This window comes from Chryseobacterium contaminans (assembly GCF_001684955.1).
In the GTDB taxonomy this organism is placed as follows: domain Bacteria; phylum Bacteroidota; class Bacteroidia; order Flavobacteriales; family Weeksellaceae; genus Chryseobacterium; species Chryseobacterium contaminans.
The window spans coordinates 1-18,173 of sequence record NZ_MAYF01000338.1 but is presented as its reverse complement, the minus strand read 5'-3'; the positions used below and the strand labels follow the sequence as shown (position 1 = coordinate 18,173).

Below are 18,173 nucleotides of genomic sequence, written 5' to 3'. Positions count from 1 at the left end.
TATTTTAGATCTGATGGCCGGAATCTATAATTATGACGGAAAAAATATCTGGACCTATGCTCGTGTGGAAAACGGTAACACCATCACAGGTTACAGACAAACCAATGGCTGGGCAAGAACAAGAACTGTTTATTTTGCCCTGAAGTTCTCAAAACCGTTTAAATCTTACGGCCAGAAAAGTTATGATGAAAAACAGGTATACAAAGGATTCTGGAGAAAATTCGATCAAACAAAAAACTTTCCCGAAATAGCAGGAAAGAATCTAAAAATGTATTTTGACTTTGATACGAATGAAAATGAATCTATTGAAATAAAACTCGCTATCTCTCCGGTAAGCCAGGCCAACGCATTGGAAAACCTCGAGAAGGAAACCGGAAGTTTATCTTTCGACCAGATCAAAATAAAGGCACAGGAAAACTGGAACAGCGAGTTAAATAAAATTGTCATTAAAGGCTCTGAAACTCAAAAGACCAATTTTTATACAGCAATGTATCATACCTTCATCAATCCTACAACTTATATGGATGTAAACGGAGAATATAAGGGATTGGATCAGAATACGCACAAAGCTGAAAACTTCACAAACTATACTACATTTTCTCTTTGGGACACGTATCGGGCACTTCATCCGTTCTTTAATATCATTCAGCCTAAACGAAATAATGATATGGTAAAGTCCATGATGGCTCATTACAATCAATTTTCCATGAAAATGTTGCCCATCTGGTCGCATTATGCTAATGATAACTGGTGCATGAGCGGCTATCACAGTGTGAGTGTGGTTGCAGATGCCATTATCAAAGGAAATTATAATGGTGATCCTAAAGAAGCACTTAAAGCCTGTGTGGAAACTGCCAGCAAAAGAGACTATGAAGGTATCGGACAATATATTGATTCAGGTTATATTCCGGCGGAGAAAAATGGAACTTCAGTTTCCAACACCCTGGAATATGCATATGATGATTGGGCTATTGCTCAACTGGCAAAACATTTGGGTGAAACAGAAATCTACAATCAATTCATCAAACGTTCTGAAAACTGGAAAAATAATTTTGATAAAACCATTGGATTTATGCGTCCACGATTAGCTGACGGCAGTTTCAAAAAAGACTTTGATGTATTAAGCACCCACGGACAGGGATTCATTGAAGGAAATTCATGGAACTACAGCTTTTTTGTACCCCAAAATCCTAATGAACTGATAACAATGATGGGCGGAAAAAAGAAATTCGCATCAAAGCTGGATGAATTATTCACCATGCATCTCCCTGATGAGTTTTTTGCAGATACGGAAGATATTACCAGGGAAGGAATTATTGGTGGCTATGTTCACGGAAATGAACCGGCACATCATGTCGCTTATCTTTACAATTGGGCAGGCCAGCCCTGGAAAACCCAGTCACAGATCCGCCATATTCTTGAAATGCAATATAAAGCAACCCCTGATGGGTTAGGAGGAAATGACGATACAGGGCAAATGAGTGCCTGGTATATTTTAAGTTCATTAGGCTTTTATCCTGTAGCACCTGGCTCTGAAGATTATTCTATTGGAAGCCCAGCCATTGATAATGCCATTTTAAATTTAGAAAATGGAAAAACGTTTGAAATTGAAGCCATCAATCAAGGTCCACAGAATGTATATGTACAGAAGGTTCTTTTAAATAGGAAAGAGATTAAAGACTTCACATTAAAACATTCCGATATTATGAATGGTGGAAAACTTACTTTCCTTATGGGGAATAAAGCTAAAAAATAGAGTTTTTTAGAATGTTAAATAATTTCTCGCAGATCATGCGGATGAAGCAGATGATTATGTTTAAAATCTGTGGAATCTGTGCGATCTGCGAGAAATAAAAATACTACACAACATTAGTTTTGGCTAAAGCCAATGGAATATCAGAAATAAAAAAAGCGGGCTAAAGCCCGCTTCTATTGAATTTTACATTGATCTACTCATTTACCTCAAAAAGTAGTCTCTCCCCAAACTTCTCCTCAGCAATTTTTCCATTATCATAAACTAAGTGTCCATTAACAAAGGTGTGGGTTACTTTAGAATGGAAATTCATTCCTTCCAATGGGCTCCATCCGCATTTGTATAATAAATTGTCTTTGGATACCGTCCAGTCTGCATTTAAATCTACTAAAACAAGATCTGCTTTATACCCCTCTTTTACAAATCCTCTCTTTTCCACTCTGAAAAGAATTGCAGGATTGTGACTCATTTTCTCAACAATTTTTTCAAGGGAGATCTTACCATTTTTATAATTTTCCAGCATCACAACCAGTGAATGCTGAACCAATGGTGCTCCCGACGGGCATTTTGTATACACATTATCTTTTTCTTCTGCGGTATGAGGTGCGTGATCTGTTGCAATAACATCAATTCTGTCATCTAACAATGCTTCCCAAAGTGCATCTTTATCCTTTTGTGTTTTCACAGCTGGGTTCCACTTGATTAAACCACCTTTGGTATCATAATCCTCATTCGTAAAAGTAAGGTGGTGAACACATACCTCAGCCGTAATCTTTTTATCCTTTAAAGGAATATCATTTCTGAATAATTCCATTTCTTTAGCAGTAGAAAGGTGGAAAACATGAAGTCTTGCTCCTGTTTTCTGTGCCAGCTCAATCGCTTTTGAAGATGATTTATAGCAGGCTTCCTCACTTCTGATCAAGTGATGGAACTTCACCGGAATATCTTCTCCATATTCGTCCATATACTTTTGGGTATTGGCTCTGATGGTAGCTTCATCCTCACAATGAACAGCGATCAGCATTTTTGTATTACTGAAAATATTTTCCAGTGTTTCCGGGTTATCCACCAACATATTTCCTGTAGAAGATCCAAGGAATAACTTAATTCCCGGAACATTTCTCGGGTTTGTTTTTAACACTTCCTCAAGATTATCATTGGTTCCTCCCATCATAAAACCATAATTGGCATATGCTTTCTGAGAAGCGATTTCATATTTATCCGCTAATAATTCCTGAGTAACAGCATTGGGAACTGTATTAGGCTGATCGATAAAGCTCGTCACACCACCGGCAATAGCTGATCTGGATTCAGTTTCAATATCTCCTTTATGCGTAAGGCCCGGCTCACGAAAATGCACCTGATCATCAATTACTCCCGGCAGAAGATATTTTCCGGTACCGTCAATAATATGATCTGCATCTTCAGAAATATCGGAAGCTATTTTAGAAATAATGTCATTTTCTATTAAGATATCGTTTTCAAAGATTTTACCTTCGTTTACGATGTTTACATTCTTGATTAGGGTCTTCATTTTACTTTTTAGAAATTAGATTAGAAATCAGAGATAAAAAACGAGGAGCTTTCAGTTCAAATCGATAAATAAATACAATAATTAACGGATAACCTCTTACTTTTAACCTCTCTGAAAAGCAAAATTAAGGTTTATGAATGAATTTTAATACCACTCATAACAAATCAATTTCTAAATATTTACATTTGCATAAAATTTTTCGAATTGTATAAGAAATTATTAGGGCAAACAATTATTTATGGAGTGGGGGCCATAGCGCCTAGAATTATTTTATTCATCCTTAATCCACTTCTGATCTATAAAATTCCCAATGAAGGTTTTGCGATTTTCACCCAGCTTTATGCATGGATTTCATTTGTTAATATCATCCTTTCATTCGGTTTTGAAACAGCCTATTTCCGATTCTCTGCAGAAGATGATAACGAGAAAAAAACCTTTAATACTTCATTCTGGTTTTTATTCTCAACCTCTACCCTCTTCCTGGCACTATGCTATTTTTTCAATCAGCCTATTGCCAATTATTTAGGATATCATGATAACCCACAATATATCAAATGGTTTGCATTAATTGCATTCTTTGATAATTTACTGGTTATTCCATTTGCGTGGCTTCGTTTTCATAATAAGCCTATCAAATATTCAGCAGTAAGAGTTTTTCAGTCTATATTTCAGGCGGTCTTTACAGCTGCATTATTCTTCTGGATTCCAGAAAATGTATCAAAAGGGTTAGGCTTAAACCAAAATGTAGATTACCCTTTCTTCAGTAATCTGGCAGGAAGCGCTTTAGGGGTTTTATTATTACTCCCTGTTATATTGAAAGTAAGATTTCAGTTCGTTACTTCCCTATTTAAACGCATGCTTACATATTCATTCCCACTGATGCTGGCTGGCCTTGCATTTATGGTGAACGAAAATTTTGACAAATCCATTCAAAGGAGCCATATTTCAGACGAAGAAGCAGGAGCTTATGGCGGCTGTTATAAGTTGGCAGTTCTTATGACGTTATTTGTTACAGCCTACAGAATGGGTATTGAGCCCTTCTTTTTTAAGCAAATGGATAAAGGTGATGCTAAGAAAACCTATGCTAAAGTAGCAGAATACTTTGCTTTTTTTGCATGTGCTGTAGCCTTAGGAATCATTGCCAATATTTCCTGGCTGAAAAATGTTTTCATTCCCAATCAATCATACTGGATTGCAATAGACATTATTCCTATTATTGTTATAGCCAATCTTTGTTTCGGAATATACTATAACTTTTCTACCTGGTATAAAGTAACCGATAGAACAAGTGTAGGAACTATAATCTCATGGATTGGTGCAGGTATTAATATTGCATTAAACTATTTGGCATTATCTTATTATCATAGTATGATTGGTTCTGCATGGGCAACCTTCGGAGCATATGTCATCATGATGATTATTTCATATACTTTAGGTCAAAAATATTATCCAATCCCTTATAGAATGAAGAAAATGTCTTTCTTCCTATTATTACTTGGAGTATTAAGCTTCATCATTGTAAAATATCTTAACTATAATATAGTAACCAGTAATTTATTATTCTTAGTCTTCCTTGGAGTTTTGATCTATTCTGAAAAAAATATGATTGTATCAAGAATCAGAAAGAATTAGACTTTGGTCTCTCTTTTGATAATTACTAAGCTTTAAAAAACATAGCAAATTGCTAAATGTGATAAGTATTACTTTTTAGGAATATTTTAATTATTATATTTAGCCCAAAATACACTACATTTAAACAAAAAACATCGTTATATCATCTATGAAAATTATTGTTCCAATGGCTGGACGTGGTTCCAGATTACGTCCACATACATTAACAGTTCCAAAGCCACTTATTCCTATCGCTGGTAAACCTATCGTACAGAGATTAGTGGAAGATATTGCTAAAGTTGCAGGTGAAAAAATTGAAGAGGTAGCATTTATTATCGGAGATTTTGGCCCTGAGATTGAAAAATCTTTAATCCAAATTGCCGAAAAACTGGGAGCAAAAGGAAGTTTATACTACCAGAATGATCCACTTGGAACGGCTCATGCCATTAAATGTGCAGAACAATCCATGACGGGAAATGTTGTCATTGCTTTCGCTGATACTCTTTTCCGCGCAGATTTTCAATTGGATAAAAACTCAGATGGAGTAATCTGGGTAAAAAGCGTTGAAGATCCATCTGCTTTTGGAGTGGTAAAATTAGATAACTACGGTTTTATTACTGACTTTGTGGAAAAACCACAGACATTTGTCTCAGATCTTGCCATTATCGGGATCTATTACTTCAACAGTGCTGAAAAACTAATGGATGAAATCAACTATATCATGGACAATGATATTAAAAACGGTGGAGAATATCAGTTAACAATGGCTCTTGAGAATCTGAGAGCGAAAGGAGCTAAATTTACATTAGGGAAAGTAAACGACTGGATGGACTGTGGGAACAAAAATGCTACAGTAGAAACCAACAGCAAGATCCTTGCCTATGAAAAGGCTGAAATGGCTAACTATCCTGCTTCTGCAGTAATTGAAAATTCATTAATCATCCCACCATGCTTCATTGGAGAGAATGTAAAAATCTCCAATTCTAAAGTAGGTCCCGGAGTTTCATTAGGGAATAATACAACTATTGTAAATTCTAATATTGAAAACTCCCTGATTCAGGAAAACACAAGAATTAACCATGGAAACCTTTCCAATTCTATGATTGGTAATTCCGCTCAATATTTTGGAGTAGCCAGAGAAATTTCATTAGGAGACTATTCCGTTTTAGATTTCCTTTCCAAATAAATAAAATCAGAAAGTTTTTAACTTAAATAAGATAATACCAAACCACACAAAATGTTTTGTGTGGTTTGGCGTTAATATTGCACCGTATTTTTTTAATTAAAAAAGATAAATACATGAAAAATTGGATCCCATTTCTATTATTGCTTCTTGCTTTATCATCCTGTAAAACCCGTAATGCCATAAAAAATGATTCAGGCAATACTAAAGACAGTATAAAAACTGCAGAAAACAGCAATAATCCAAAAGATGCAAACCAGCCTGTAAGAGATAAGCTTACCTTTTACGAACATGTATTGATTCCTCCTAAATTTGAACAAATAAAAATCGACAGCAAGGTTCGTGTAGAAACCGGAAGTTTTATTCCAACATTGGATGCAACCATTTACATTGAAAATGACAAAAAGGTCTGGATGAATCTAAGAGCTCTTTTCCTGAATGTGGCCAGAGGAATTGCAACTCCTGAAGGAATAAAAGGGCAGGATAAGACAAGTAAAACCTATATTGATTCCGATTTTGATTACCTTAACAATCTACTGAATGTTAATTTCATTGATTATAAAGCTCTTGAAAAAATCCTATTAGGAAGAACTTTTGTAAAGATTAATGACTCTCAGTTTACACTTACTCAAAATGCACAAGGATATAAAATGGTTTCTAATGTAAACCAGAAAATTGTAACCGATGAGAAAAACAGGGAATATAAAATTGCACTGCAGTATGACACCAATTATGATTTATTGAGCGTCAACCTAAAGGATGTTTTATCTCCGGATGAACTTGAAATATCCTACAGTGACTGGAATGAATACAACGGAATTCGCCTCCCGCAAAATGTTAAAATAATTATAAAAGGCTCAAAATCTAGTCAAATTTTACTGGAAAACACGAAATTTGACTTTTCGAGGATGGAAACACCTTATTCTGTACCATCCAGTTATAAGAAAATTGAGATTAAATGATTAAAAAATTTAGCTTTTTAATAGGTGTTCTTATGTTCGGACTGCACCAGGGACAGCAGAAGAAAGAACAACTGCAGAAGCAGAATGCCGAACTTAAAAAACAAATTGCACAAATAAATACGGATTTAGCTAAAACAAGAAGCGAATCTAAACTTTCCATAGCCTATCTTACAAGCGTTAACCAAAAGTTAGTCTTAAGAGAAAAAGTCTATAATAACACTCAAAAAGAAAAGAGATTTATTGAAGACGATATCTATCTGAAACAACTTGAGATCAACCGCCAAAATAAAGAATTGGCTGTTTTGAGAAAGAATTATGCTGAGGTATTGGTAAATGCTTATAAAAACAAAGGGGTACAGAACAAAGTAACCTTCATTCTTTCATCTAAAAACATGGGTGAAGCGATCCGAAGAGTACAATATTTAAAGCAATATTCAGATTATCAGGATAAAAAAGCAGCTGAAATTACTGATGCTGCCAATCAAATCAAAAAAACAATTGCCCAAAAACAAAACTCAGTAAAAGAGAAAGAAAATCTTCTGATCAACCAGCAGAAGGATTTGGCAACGATTAATGCGGAAAGAGCTCAAAAAGAGCAATTGGTAGCTGAATTTAAAAAGAACGAAGCAAAACTTACTGCTGAACTGAAGCAAAAACAAGTTCAATCCAAAGCGCTTGAAGGACAGATCAGAGCAATCATTGCTGAAGAGATCAGAATTGCAAAGGCGGAAGAAGAAGCAAGAAGAAAAGCAGAAGCTGAAAAAATACGTTTAGCCAAGCTTGCGGCTGAAAGGGAAAAAGCAAGAATTGAAGCGGAAGCCAAAGCAAGAGCTGAAGCCTTGGAGAGAGAAAGAAGAATAGCTGAAGCTGAAGCTAAAAAAGCAGCTGAACTGGCAGCAAAAAGAGCGGAAGAAGAAAGAAAGCGTAATGAAGAGGCAGCAAGAGCAGAAGCTAATGCGAGAGACGAAGCAAGAAAGCTGGCAGCTAAAAAGGCGTCAGATGAGGCCGCAGCTAAAGCCAGAGAAGCGGCTGATAAACTGGCTGCAGCAAGAGCTGCCGAATTAGCACTTGCCAAGAGAAAAGAAGAAGACAAAAAAGCCGCTGAGTCAAAAGCTATGACAAACTATGGAGTTACTACCTCCGCAGGAAGCAGTTTTGCAGAAAGCCGAGGAAGGTTAGGATATCCGGCAGACAGAGCCGGACGTATTACTCACCGTTTCGGAAGACAACCACACCCGGTTTTCAAAAACATTACGGAAGAAAATAACGGTATTAAGATTTCTGTACCATCAGGTACGCGTGCAAAATCAGTATATCCGGGATCTGTATCTTCAGTACTGGCAAACAATGACGGTACAAAAACCGTAATCATTAAACATGGAAGTTACTTTACCATTTATTCCAACTTAGGAGGAGTAAGTGTTTCCAAAGGACAGCAGGTTTCTGCTGGAACCCCAGTAGGAACTGTAGCCCAGGATTTTGATGGCGCCTATACCCTTGATTTCCAAGTATGGAACGGAAGTACTCCAGTTGATCCACTAGGTTGGATTTCATATTAAAAAAAGTGTAACTTTGCAAAAATTTTAAGAGATGAATACACTAACAATACTTGCCTTATCTTGGCAACATATCCTTATCGTAGCTATACTTTTAGTATTGCTTTTTGGAGGAAAGAAAATTCCGGAACTTATGAGAGGTGTAGGTTCAGGAATCAAAGAATTTAAAGATGCGGTAAAAGAAGAAGATAAACCAGGTTCTGAAAACAAATCGTCTTCAACAAACAATAATTCTTCAAGCAACTAAAATTCCTTAGAATTAATGAAATTTACTGAGACTGCATGGAAAGTCTTCAATCAATCTATTGAAGACTATCACGTGTCTGATGACGTTAACACTCTAATTAATAACCCGTTCGAAAAAGATAGTTTGGAACGGATTTTGTATGCAAAGAACTGGATTGATACCGTTCAATGGCATCTGGAAGATATTATTAGAGATGAAAATATTGATCCGGCTGAGGCCCTTCAACTGAAGAGAACAATAGACGCCTCCAATCAGAAAAGAACTGATCTGGTAGAATATATTGACAGCTGGTTCCTTAATAAGTTTGAAAATATAACTCCTAAACCTGAAGCAAAGATAAATACGGAAACTCCCGCATGGGCAGTAGACAGATTATCAATTCTTGCCTTAAAGGTTTATCATATGTCATTAGAAGCCAATAGAGAATCCGCTTCTGAAGAACACAGAAACAATTGCCAGGCTAAACTGGATGTTTTGCTTACTCAGAAAGAAGACCTATCAACTTCTATAGATCAGTTGCTTGCTGATATTGAAAACGGTAATGTTAAGATGAAAGTATACAAACAAATGAAAATGTATAACGATGAAAGTCTTAACCCAATCCTTTATCAAAAAGGGCAACAAAAATGAAAAGACTAGTTTTTTTTGGAGTATTACTAATATTAACATCTTCCTGTGCAACGGAAAAGCTTAACCTTTCTCCGCTGTCAAACAACTTTTATAGCGATACAAAAGGCTCTGATTCTGATAGAGGCTCAAAGAAGAGTTTTAATATCAATATCAAAGAAAACGTAAATGCTTCTGAGATTTCAAATATCATCTCTACTTTCCCTAAGTTCAAAAACAATGGGCTTAACGATGAGATCACAAGTTTGAAATACAGTCTTCAGAATTATTTATATGCTATTGATGCCAATAATTCTACAGGTAAAAGCAGAGCGTTGAAAAGCTTCGAAAAATCATATAAAAAGATTCAAAAGCAAAGACAAAGCCTTGAAAAAGATGATGATGAAGTTCTTAACAGATACTTGGTACGTTTAAAAACCAATATTTCTGTAATTGAAGATGCTTTACCAGGAAGTTAAAAACTAATTGAACTATCAATGATTAAAATTCAGGCGGAAGCCAATGTTCCTACAGAACACGGCAATTTCCGAATGATCGCTTTCTCCGAAAATGAAAACGACTGGATGCCTCATATGGCCATCATCGCAGACAATACAGATTTTTCAAAACCTGTTAATGTCCGTTTCCATTCCGAATGTATTACCGGAGAAGTTTTCCATTCAAAAAAATGTGAATGCGGCCAGCAATTGGATGCAGCCATGAAATACATCCACGAAAACGGTGGTATTATTGTTTACCTTCGTCAGGAAGGCCGCAATATTGGAATTATCAATAAATTAAAGGCATATTCATTACAGGAAAAAGGACTTGATACAGTACAGGCTAATCTTGAACTTGGACTTCCTGCAGATGACAGAAATTTTGGAGTAGCTATCGAAATTCTTAACCTGTTGGATGTAAAAGACGTCAATCTTCTGACCAATAATCCTGAAAAGGTAAAATATGTGGTAGACAGCAATGTTCATCTCAATTCAAGAATTCCGCTACAAATTCCGGCTAACGAAATTAGTAAAGGCTATTTAAAAACAAAAAAAGATTTCTTTGGACATCTGCTTGATGACAATGATAACTAGATAAAATACAAGCTTCAGAATGAATTCTGAAGCTTTTTTATTGGGGATATTTTCTACAGATAGTAACAGTAACGACCTCATAAACTGTATTTTCAGGTCAGTGTTAAAGTTGGAAAGAATAATCAAATTGAATATGGTACAATTTCTTTTAGCAATAATTCTAACTGAGAAAAAGTAAAATGTATTAAAAAGGTTTGTTATTGATTTTTGAGTGATTGTATAAACCTAACAGGTTTGATTATGGCAACTCTCAGCTTTTGATAATGATCTCTGCCCTTTAAAACGTTTTTATCAAATCTCTCTTACTTCTTTATTCTAAAATCAAAAGCCCCGGAAGAGAACTCCCGGAGCTTTTTTAATTATAAAAAACTGAAAAGATATTTCTTAATTAGTGAGCATTGATTGTTTGAACTTTAGATTCATCAATGTTATAATACTTAACTACTGCATTATAATCACTAAAGTCAACGCTATTACTTGCTTTTGCTGTTTTTTTAGCAGGGTCAGCAGGTACCAATACAATTCTGAACGTTTGATTGTTCAAATATTTAGCTGTTTCTGCAGATGTCATTTGTGTTCCCTGATTAAAATTTGCTTTTGTTTCAACATTTACCTCACTACTATTGAACTTAAAGTTATAATCTAGTTCTCTATTTGTTGGTAAACCAGTTACATCATCAATATAATAGGTTTTAGGAATTTGTTGCCACATATTACCTTCTTTTCTATATACAAGAACTACATCAGTAGCTTGAATATTAATATCAGCTGTTAACGTATAATTGTTTGCAGCTGTAAACGCTCCAGTTGCATCCATCATAATTGGAAAAGTATCATTATCCTTTCCCGGATTTACCACAACCGGATCATCGTTACTGTTATCGCAGCTATATGTTAAGAATCCTAAACCGGCTAATAATATAAGTGGAAGAATTTTTCTCATTTCTATAAATGTTTAGTTATTATTTATATTGCGTATTCAAATCATATACCAAAAATTTCAAAATCTTTGTTTTTGTCAATTTTTTTAATTGTATTTTTGTTCTTATTCAAAAAGTCATGAAGAAATTATTATATACTTCACTCTTTATTGCAGCATTGATCAGTCCTAAGGTTAATGCCCAGTATAAACCTAAAAATGCATCCGCAGATGATCTGAAAAAGGCTCAGCAATGGGTTGAAAAAACGTATAAAAATCTTTCACAGGATGAAAAACTGGGGCAGCTTTTTATTGTTGCTCTTTATACCAATAAAGGAGAAGATTATATCAATCAGGTAAGAAATATTGTTACTAATGATAAAATCGGAGGCTTAATCCTGATGCAGGATGATGCTGCAAGAGAAATCAATCTTGTTAATGAATTCCAGCAGAAATCCAAAGTTCCTTTGATGATCGGAATGGATGCTGAGTGGGGCTTATTCCAGAGAATTGCAACGGCACATAAATTCCCATGGGCAATGACTTTAGGGGCAATTCAGGATAAAAATTTAATCTATCAGATGTCTGCTAAAATTGCAGAAGACTGTCACAGAATGGGAGTCAACTGGGATTTTGCTCCGGTAGTGGATGTAAATACCAATCCGAACAACCCTATCATCGGTAACAGAAGTTTTGGTTCTGAAGTGGATAATGTTATTAATTCTGCCCTATCCTATTCTAACGGACTTCAGGATAATAATATATTAGCCGCCATTAAGCATTTCCCGGGTCACGGTGATACAAGCACAGATTCTCACCTTGATCTTCCGGTGGTTCCTCATAATATGGAAAGACTTAATGCTACAGAATTAGCACCATTTAAAGCTTTAATGGATAAAGGTATTGGTGGGGTTATGGTGGCTCACTTATATGTTCCAAGCTTAGAATCTGCAAAAGGTATTCCTGCTTCTGTGTCTAAAAATATCATCACCGGATTATTGAAGGATAAACTGGGTTATAAAGGATTAATTATCACCGATGCCTTAAATATGGGTGCTGTTGCTAACAAATACAAACCTGGAGAGCTAGATGCCCTGGCATTTAAAGCAGGAAATGATATTATGCTTTTCTCTCAGGGGGTTTCCGAAGGTAAAAAGCTAATTCAGAAAGCTATTGACAGTAAAGAAATCTCTCAATCCAGAGTAGAGGAAAGTGTAAAGAAAATTTTATTGACAAAATATTTCTTAGGACTTACTCAATACTCACCCAAAAATCCGGAGAATATTAATACCGATCTGAATAATGAGTCTCATAAAACGTTGGTACAGAATCTTTATTCCAATGCACTAACATTATTAAAGGATGAAAAGAAACTGCTCCCTTTAGCTGGAAAACAGGTTTATTATGTACCTTTAGAAGAGGCTCCTTACCAGACATTCGCCAATAGAATGGGATCTAATATTATCATTAAAAAATCAAGTGAGATCAATACCATTCCTGAAGGATCTACAGTAATTGTAGGTTTCCATAAGGATAATTCAACAGCTTATAAACCGTATAAAATATCTTCAGAATCTAAAAAAGTACTTGCTGATCTTACTAAAAATCAGAACGTCATTCTTAATGTATTCGGAAGTGCTTATGCTTTAAAAGATATTGATCTGTCTAAAGTTTCAACGGTTTTGGTATCATATGAAAACAATGACGATTCTATGAATGCCACAGCAGATGCTTTAAACGGAAAAACAAAGATCTGGGGCAGGCTTCCTGTAGTGGTAAACGATCAGCTAAAGCCGGGAATGGGTATAGATCTTAATCCTGTCTCCCCGGTGAGCACAAAATAAAACAACATCAAAACAACGATAATCTAATGAAAATAGGCATACTTTGCTATCCAACCTATGGTGGAAGCGGAATTGTAGCAACAGAACTGGGAATGTCTCTTGCCAATAAAGGATATGAAGTACATTTCATCAGCTCTGCTCTTCCTGCGAGATTAGACATTACCAATCCGAATATTTTCTTTCACAGGGTCAATGTTCAGACGTATCCGCTTTTCCAATATCAGCCTTATGATATTGCGTTAAGTTCTATGATCTACAGGGTTGTCAATCTATATAAACTGGATCTGCTACATGCTCATTATGCTATTCCTTATGCATATGCTGCATTTACAGCGAAACAAATGCTACAGGAAGACAATAATGATATTCCTTTGGTGACGACTCTTCACGGAACGGATATTACTCTTGTAGGACAGCATCCGAGCTATAAACATGCAGTAGAGTTTTCTATCAACCAGTCAGATGCCATTACTTCTGTTTCTGAAAGTCTGAAAAAAGATACTCTTCAGTTTTTCAATATCAAAAAAGAGATCCAGGTGATCACCAACTTTATTGATAATTCTGAATTTGATGACTGCACGGAATGCCAGAGAACTCAGTTTGCAAATCCTGATGAGAAAATCCTGATCCACGTATCGAATCTTCGTCCTGTAAAACGTGTGGATGAAGTGCTGCAGATCTTTAAAAATGTTGAGAAAAAGGTAAAATCCAAACTTATCATCATTGGTGAAGGTCCTGATATGGAAAAAGTGAATCAGTTCCTTGAAGAAAACCCGGATCTTATTTCCAAAATCCGTCTTCTGGGGAAAGTAAATGATCTTTATAAAATTCTTCAGCTTTCTGATGTATTTTTACTTCCTTCAGAACAGGAAAGCTTTGGTCTGGCGGCATTGGAAGCAATGGCAGCGTATACTCCGGTTATCAGTTCCAATGCAGGAGGAATTCCTGAAGTGAATATTCAGGGAGAAACAGGATATTTAGCAGAAATCGGGAATGTAGAGGCCATGAGTAACTATACTATTAAGTTGCTAAGCAATGAAGATCTTTTAACCAAAATGAAAGAAAATGCGAAAGAACAGGCTATAAAATTCGATCTGAAAAACATTCTTCCTATATATGAGAAAATGTATAGAACAACTATCGAAAATTTTAAAAAGGAGTTGACGAAAGTATAATATTTCTATTATATTTATCGTCACACTATGACGGAAAAATTACTTCAATATCTTTGGAACTATAAAGTTTTCAAATATTTTGACTTCAAGGATATTGAAGGAAATTCCGTTGAAATTATACAATTCGGGAAATGGAACAAAGATGCCGGCCCGGATTTTCTCGATTCAAAAATCAAAATCAACAATGTGGTTCTTGCCGGAAATATAGAACTGCATATCCGTTCTTCGGACTGGATTTTCCACAATCATTCTCAGGACCCGAATTATCAAAACATTATTCTTCACGTTGTTTTTCAGCATGACACTGAAATTAACGAACTTTCAGATCAGAAAGTTCCTACCCTCGAACTGAAACATTATATTGACGAAAGTATAATCTGGAAATACGAAAGATTAATCAACGGAAATCAGTTTATTCCCTGTGAGAATATTTTTAACAAAGATAAAATTCCCATCAATTTTCATGAAGGAAATATTCTGAAAAAGCTGGAAGAAAAATCTGTTGAGCTTGAACAAAGTTTAGTTATTTATAAAAATAATTTTGAAGCCGTTTTATTCCACAGCCTTGCTTATTCTTTCGGATTAAAAGTGAATGCTCATATTTTCAGACAGATTGCTGAAAGTGTGGATTACAGTATTATCAATAAGATCCGACAAAACACATTGCAGCTTGAAGCACTCTTGTTTGGAATTTCAGGATGGCTCGTAACTCCAAGGGATGGACAAATGAAAATATGGAAGCGGGAATTTGATTTTCTTAAAGCAAAGTTCAAACTTCCGGACCTGATATTTCATCCTAAATTTTTAAGATTGAGGCCTCCGAATTTTCCAACAATACGTTTATCTCAGCTGGCTGATCTCTATCGGCAACAAAATCTATTTTCAAAAATTATGGAAGCAGAACGAATTGAGGAACTGTATGATATTTTCAAATCTGTAAAAGCTTCGGAATACTGGGATTGTCATTTTAATTTCGGAACCATTTCCAAAGTACAGCCTAAAACTTTGAGTAAGGATTTTATGGACCTCCTCATTCTAAATACCATTCTTCCTTTAAAATATACTTACCATAAATATCACAGTGAAGAAATTGCGGATAAGATTATGGAATTCTATCAGAAAATTCCCGCTGAAAAAAATTCAATAACCCTGAATTGGAAAAATCTTGGAGTATCTATAACCAATGCCCAAGAAAGCCAGAGTCTGATTTATCACTATAAAAATTCATGTGACGAAAAAAATTGCTTAACTTGCAGTATTGGATTTAAACTTTTAAAAGAATCTTGAAATGCTGAGTAATATCCGTCATAAAATGGAGAGAGAATGGTTTGGTGTACTAACTAGGATGGGCGCCAAGCTAGGAATTCCCGTTTCCAAATTAAGGATCTTCTTCATCTACTCTACGTTTGCTACAGCCGGTTTTTTCTTTCTGATCTATCTGGGTTTGGCATTTACTTTGTGGATTAAAGATATTTTCATCACAAGAAGGCCAAGTGTCTTTGATTTATAATTATGGAATTTTTACCTATTACATCCGCTGAAGATCATAGAGTTCAGGGAATCTATGTGTCTTATACCAATACTTTTCCTATAGACGAACAAAGAGATCAAAAACAATTTTTGGAGCTATTTTCAAATCCAAATGTTAAATTCATGTCTATACTTCATGAATCTGAAGCCATAGGCTACCTCATCTTATGGGAATTGAGCTCTTTTGTTTTTGTAGAACATTTTGAAGTATTTGAAACTTTCAGAAGCAAAAAACTAGGATCTCATATTATGCAGCATTTATTGGAAAACTATCCAAGGATCATTCTTGAAATTGAACCTGAAGACCTGAATGATGATGCTAAAAGACGCTATTCTTTCTACCAAAGAAATAACTTCGGCCTGATTGATACTACTTATATACAGCCAAGCTATGGAGAAGGGAAACAGTCTCTGAATTTATGGTTGCTGGCCAATTATTCACCTAGAAATGTAGAGGAGATTAAAACTGAAATTTGCGATATTGTTTATCCTTAATATAGAACGCCGGAGTATTTCCGGCGTTATTTTTTTTGAAAACAAAAAAGCTAATTGAATAAGAAAGTGAACCACAGATTTCGAAGATTTCACAGATGTTTGCGCTTTATTTTTTTATCACGGTTAATTTACTTCGTATTCAAGTTTTATAGTGATGCTTGCTTCTTTTTCTTTGGAAGAGGTATTGAATGTTCCACCGTAAGAATAATCCTCGTTTGAGTTGGGAGCTGTGATCTGAATAACCCCCATCGTTGCTTTTTTAAGACTTCCTAAGCTGCTTCCAGAGTTTTCTGCGATTTTTTCAGCTCTTTCTTTTGCATCTTTTGTAGCGGTGGCAATCATTTCCTGCTTTACTGTAGCCAGTTTTGTATAAAAATAGGAAGGTGACGAAGAAGTAAATTCAATACCGCGGTTAATAATTTCAGTAATATTTCTGGAAAGATTTTCGATTTTGCCTACTTCCTTACTTTCTATTGATACGTTTTGAGTAAGATTATAGCCAGAAAACTCTCCCTGTACATAATTCCCATTAGAATCATTATAACTTCTGAATTGCTTCTGAATATCTACAGAAGAAAATACAATCTCATTCTGTTTTATTCCCTTTGAAATCAGGTAATCATTAATCACTTTTCTGTCCAGAGCTAATTCATCATAAGCTGATTTCAGATCGGAATTATTCTTAGAAAAGCTTCCGGACCAGGTAATCAAATCAGAAGTAAAGTGCTTGGTCCCCAATCCTGTCACAGAAATGGTATTATCAGATTTATTTCTGTTTTTGATTGCATTGCCCAAAAAGCCAAGGCCAAGGACAAATCCCAAAGCACCCACCGCCACTGCAATAATATTTTTATACATAATTTTTGTGAATTTGATTTGATTATGAGATCATTACAGCAATTTCTGTTCCACTATTTTAAGATTTTATTAACACTTCACATCCCCTAATTTATTTATGCCTGTTATTTAGCCTTTCAATAAAAACCGGGATAACTTCTTCCATTCTCAATAAGGCTCCTGACAGATTTCTGGCTTTTACATACGTCAACCTGAGGCTTCGCGGCAAATGAAAACTCAATAAATTCAGAGATTTTATCTGCGGGAATTCCTGCCTTGACAAAATAATCATCTTCTACCCTGCCTCGAACCCAGGCAATATGTTCCTGCAGGTCATCATATCTGTATTGCCTTTTTTGCTTTCTTGCCTTACCGCTTATCAGATCATAAACTCCCTGCACATTAAGATTTCCCAGTAACATAGGTAAAAGAACACTTTTCACTTCTGCCGGCTTTTCCCTCATTTTGCCAACAGGCTCCGGAAGGCCTACCGCCTGTTTTACCTGTTCTCCTTTATCTACTTTTGTAACGATTCTAGAGTCTTGTTCCAAATCACCCGAAAGCTTTTTTACAATTTTTACTTCTCCAACATCTTTGGGAATCTGAAAGAGCGTAATTAACAATTGCGGATTAATTCCATCCGTAAGAACCCGCCTGGAAACTCTCCTGAAATCTTCTTTTACAAACCTCAGCTCATCGTTAGGATTAGCTTCAATGGAGAAAATCCCTTGTGAATCGGAATAAGCTTTTTTATCCGTAGACATATTAACAATGGTTACAGCTTTCAAACTTTCACCATTATCATCCATAATTCTTCCTGTTACCGT

General features: G+C 35.4%; 18 protein-coding genes. 14 read left to right on the top strand and 4 right to left on the bottom strand.

Annotation, left to right across the window (positions count from 1 at the left end; translation table 11 throughout):
* Nucleotides 1-1,756: GH92 family glycosyl hydrolase (locus BBH99_RS19190; RefSeq protein WP_066699617.1), on the top strand; the 1,756-nt coding region annotated here is incomplete at its 5' end.
* 193 nt (nucleotides 1,757-1,949) lie between these two features.
* Here the strand turns inward: BBH99_RS19190 and BBH99_RS19185 are convergent.
* Nucleotides 1,950-3,287 (bottom strand): dihydroorotase, encoded by a 1,338-nt coding sequence (locus BBH99_RS19185; RefSeq protein ID WP_066699615.1) that lies wholly within the window; start codon nucleotides 3,285-3,287, stop codon nucleotides 1,950-1,952.
* A 204-nt stretch (nucleotides 3,288-3,491) separates the two neighbouring features.
* On the opposite strand from BBH99_RS19185, the gene BBH99_RS19180 reads away from it, so the two are divergent.
* The 8 genes from BBH99_RS19180 to ribA all read left to right on the top strand — a co-directional run bounded on the left by BBH99_RS19180 (nucleotide 3,492) and on the right by ribA (nucleotide 10,546).
* A complete protein-coding gene (locus BBH99_RS19180; protein ID WP_066699613.1) occupies nucleotides 3,492-4,919 on the top strand; it encodes a lipopolysaccharide biosynthesis protein in 1,428 nt (475 codons plus the stop codon).
* A gap of 148 nt (nucleotides 4,920-5,067) precedes the next feature.
* Entirely contained in the window at nucleotides 5,068-6,084 is a 1,017-nt protein-coding gene (locus BBH99_RS19175; protein ID WP_066699611.1) for a sugar phosphate nucleotidyltransferase, read from the top strand.
* A 113-nt stretch (nucleotides 6,085-6,197) separates the two neighbouring features.
* Nucleotides 6,198-7,043, top strand: a complete 846-nt coding sequence (locus tag BBH99_RS19170; protein WP_066699608.1) for a DUF4292 domain-containing protein — start codon at nucleotides 6,198-6,200, stop codon at nucleotides 7,041-7,043.
* Nucleotides 7,040-8,602, top strand: a complete 1,563-nt coding sequence (locus BBH99_RS19165) for a peptidoglycan DD-metalloendopeptidase family protein (protein ID WP_066699606.1) — start codon at nucleotides 7,040-7,042, stop codon at nucleotides 8,600-8,602. Before BBH99_RS19170 ends, BBH99_RS19165 begins: the two co-directional genes overlap by 4 nt.
* A gap of 31 nt (nucleotides 8,603-8,633) precedes the next feature.
* The gene (locus BBH99_RS19160; RefSeq protein ID WP_066699604.1) at nucleotides 8,634-8,846 is read left to right on the top strand and encodes a twin-arginine translocase TatA/TatE family subunit; all 213 of its coding nucleotides are present in this window, start codon (nucleotides 8,634-8,636) and stop codon (nucleotides 8,844-8,846) included.
* Between the two features lie 15 nt (nucleotides 8,847-8,861).
* Nucleotides 8,862-9,476, top strand: a complete 615-nt coding sequence (locus BBH99_RS19155) for a DUF4254 domain-containing protein (RefSeq protein ID WP_066699602.1) — start codon at nucleotides 8,862-8,864, stop codon at nucleotides 9,474-9,476.
* Nucleotides 9,473-9,931, top strand: coding sequence for a hypothetical protein (locus BBH99_RS19150; protein ID WP_066699600.1), 459 nt, complete (start codon nucleotides 9,473-9,475; stop codon nucleotides 9,929-9,931). Before BBH99_RS19155 ends, BBH99_RS19150 begins: the two co-directional genes overlap by 4 nt.
* Before the next feature lie 18 nt (nucleotides 9,932-9,949).
* On the top strand, nucleotides 9,950-10,546 hold the full coding sequence (ribA, locus tag BBH99_RS19145) for a GTP cyclohydrolase II (RefSeq protein WP_066699598.1): 597 nt from the start codon (nucleotides 9,950-9,952) through the stop codon (nucleotides 10,544-10,546).
* Between the two features lie 388 nt (nucleotides 10,547-10,934).
* Here the strand turns inward: ribA and BBH99_RS19140 are convergent, their stop codons facing one another.
* The gene (locus BBH99_RS19140; RefSeq protein WP_066699595.1) at nucleotides 10,935-11,489 is read right to left on the bottom strand and encodes a hypothetical protein; all 555 of its coding nucleotides are present in this window, start codon (nucleotides 11,487-11,489) and stop codon (nucleotides 10,935-10,937) included.
* A gap of 116 nt (nucleotides 11,490-11,605) precedes the next feature.
* Here BBH99_RS19140 and BBH99_RS19135 point away from each other — a divergent pair, with 116 nt between their 5' ends.
* From BBH99_RS19135 to BBH99_RS19115, 5 genes are read left to right on the top strand one after another with little or no spacing between them, the layout of a single operon-like run.
* A complete protein-coding gene (locus BBH99_RS19135) occupies nucleotides 11,606-13,309 on the top strand; it encodes a glycoside hydrolase family 3 protein (RefSeq protein ID WP_066699588.1) in 1,704 nt (567 codons plus the stop codon).
* A gap of 26 nt (nucleotides 13,310-13,335) precedes the next feature.
* Nucleotides 13,336-14,484 carry an N-acetyl-alpha-D-glucosaminyl L-malate synthase BshA gene (gene bshA / locus BBH99_RS19130; protein ID WP_066699585.1) on the top strand — a complete coding sequence of 383 codons (1,149 nt, stop codon included), beginning with the start codon at nucleotides 13,336-13,338 and terminating at the stop codon, nucleotides 14,482-14,484.
* A gap of 27 nt (nucleotides 14,485-14,511) precedes the next feature.
* A complete protein-coding gene (locus tag BBH99_RS19125; RefSeq protein ID WP_066699582.1) occupies nucleotides 14,512-15,771 on the top strand; it encodes a DUF2851 family protein in 1,260 nt (419 codons plus the stop codon).
* Between the two features lies 1 nt (nucleotide 15,772).
* Nucleotides 15,773-15,994, top strand: coding sequence for a PspC family transcriptional regulator (locus tag BBH99_RS19120; protein WP_027373948.1), 222 nt, complete (start codon nucleotides 15,773-15,775; stop codon nucleotides 15,992-15,994).
* 2 nt (nucleotides 15,995-15,996) lie between these two features.
* The gene (locus BBH99_RS19115; RefSeq protein WP_066699578.1) at nucleotides 15,997-16,509 is read left to right on the top strand and encodes a GNAT family N-acetyltransferase; all 513 of its coding nucleotides are present in this window, start codon (nucleotides 15,997-15,999) and stop codon (nucleotides 16,507-16,509) included.
* A gap of 123 nt (nucleotides 16,510-16,632) precedes the next feature.
* Here the strand turns inward: BBH99_RS19115 and BBH99_RS19110 are convergent, their stop codons facing one another.
* Nucleotides 16,633-17,367, bottom strand: a complete 735-nt coding sequence (locus BBH99_RS19110; protein ID WP_066699575.1) for an SIMPL domain-containing protein — start codon at nucleotides 17,365-17,367, stop codon at nucleotides 16,633-16,635.
* Nucleotides 17,368-17,483: 116 nt separating this feature from the next.
* Nucleotides 17,484-18,173 (bottom strand): carboxypeptidase-like regulatory domain-containing protein (locus BBH99_RS19105; protein WP_228390850.1); only part of this gene is annotated, 690 nt, incomplete at its 5' end.

Bases quoted from the DNA above. Each gene is read 5' to 3' on its own strand.
- BBH99_RS19175 (WP_066699611.1), top strand. From the start codon at position 5,068: ATGAAAATTATTGTTCCAATGGCTGGACGTGGTTCCAGATTACGTCCA.
- BBH99_RS19170 (WP_066699608.1), top strand. From the start codon at position 6,198: ATGAAAAATTGGATCCCATTTCTATTATTGCTTCTTGCTTTATCATCC.
- ribA (WP_066699598.1), top strand. From the start codon at position 9,950: ATGATTAAAATTCAGGCGGAAGCCAATGTTCCTACAGAACACGGCAAT.
- BBH99_RS19135 (WP_066699588.1), top strand. From the start codon at position 11,606: ATGAAGAAATTATTATATACTTCACTCTTTATTGCAGCATTGATCAGT.
- BBH99_RS19120 (WP_027373948.1), top strand. From the start codon at position 15,773: ATGCTGAGTAATATCCGTCATAAAATGGAGAGAGAATGGTTTGGTGTA.
- BBH99_RS19155 (WP_066699602.1), top strand. From the start codon at position 8,862: ATGAAATTTACTGAGACTGCATGGAAAGTCTTCAATCAATCTATTGAA.
- BBH99_RS19165 (WP_066699606.1), top strand. From the start codon at position 7,040: ATGATTAAAAAATTTAGCTTTTTAATAGGTGTTCTTATGTTCGGACTG.
- BBH99_RS19185 (WP_066699615.1), bottom strand. From the start codon at position 3,287: ATGAAGACCCTAATCAAGAATGTAAACATCGTAAACGAAGGTAAAATC.
- BBH99_RS19140 (WP_066699595.1), bottom strand. From the start codon at position 11,489: ATGAGAAAAATTCTTCCACTTATATTATTAGCCGGTTTAGGATTCTTA.
- bshA (WP_066699585.1), top strand. From the start codon at position 13,336: ATGAAAATAGGCATACTTTGCTATCCAACCTATGGTGGAAGCGGAATT.
- BBH99_RS19150 (WP_066699600.1), top strand. From the start codon at position 9,473: ATGAAAAGACTAGTTTTTTTTGGAGTATTACTAATATTAACATCTTCC.
- BBH99_RS19110 (WP_066699575.1), bottom strand. From the start codon at position 17,367: ATGTATAAAAATATTATTGCAGTGGCGGTGGGTGCTTTGGGATTTGTC.
- BBH99_RS19125 (WP_066699582.1), top strand. From the start codon at position 14,512: ATGACGGAAAAATTACTTCAATATCTTTGGAACTATAAAGTTTTCAAA.
- BBH99_RS19115 (WP_066699578.1), top strand. From the start codon at position 15,997: ATGGAATTTTTACCTATTACATCCGCTGAAGATCATAGAGTTCAGGGA.
- BBH99_RS19160 (WP_066699604.1), top strand. From the start codon at position 8,634: ATGAATACACTAACAATACTTGCCTTATCTTGGCAACATATCCTTATC.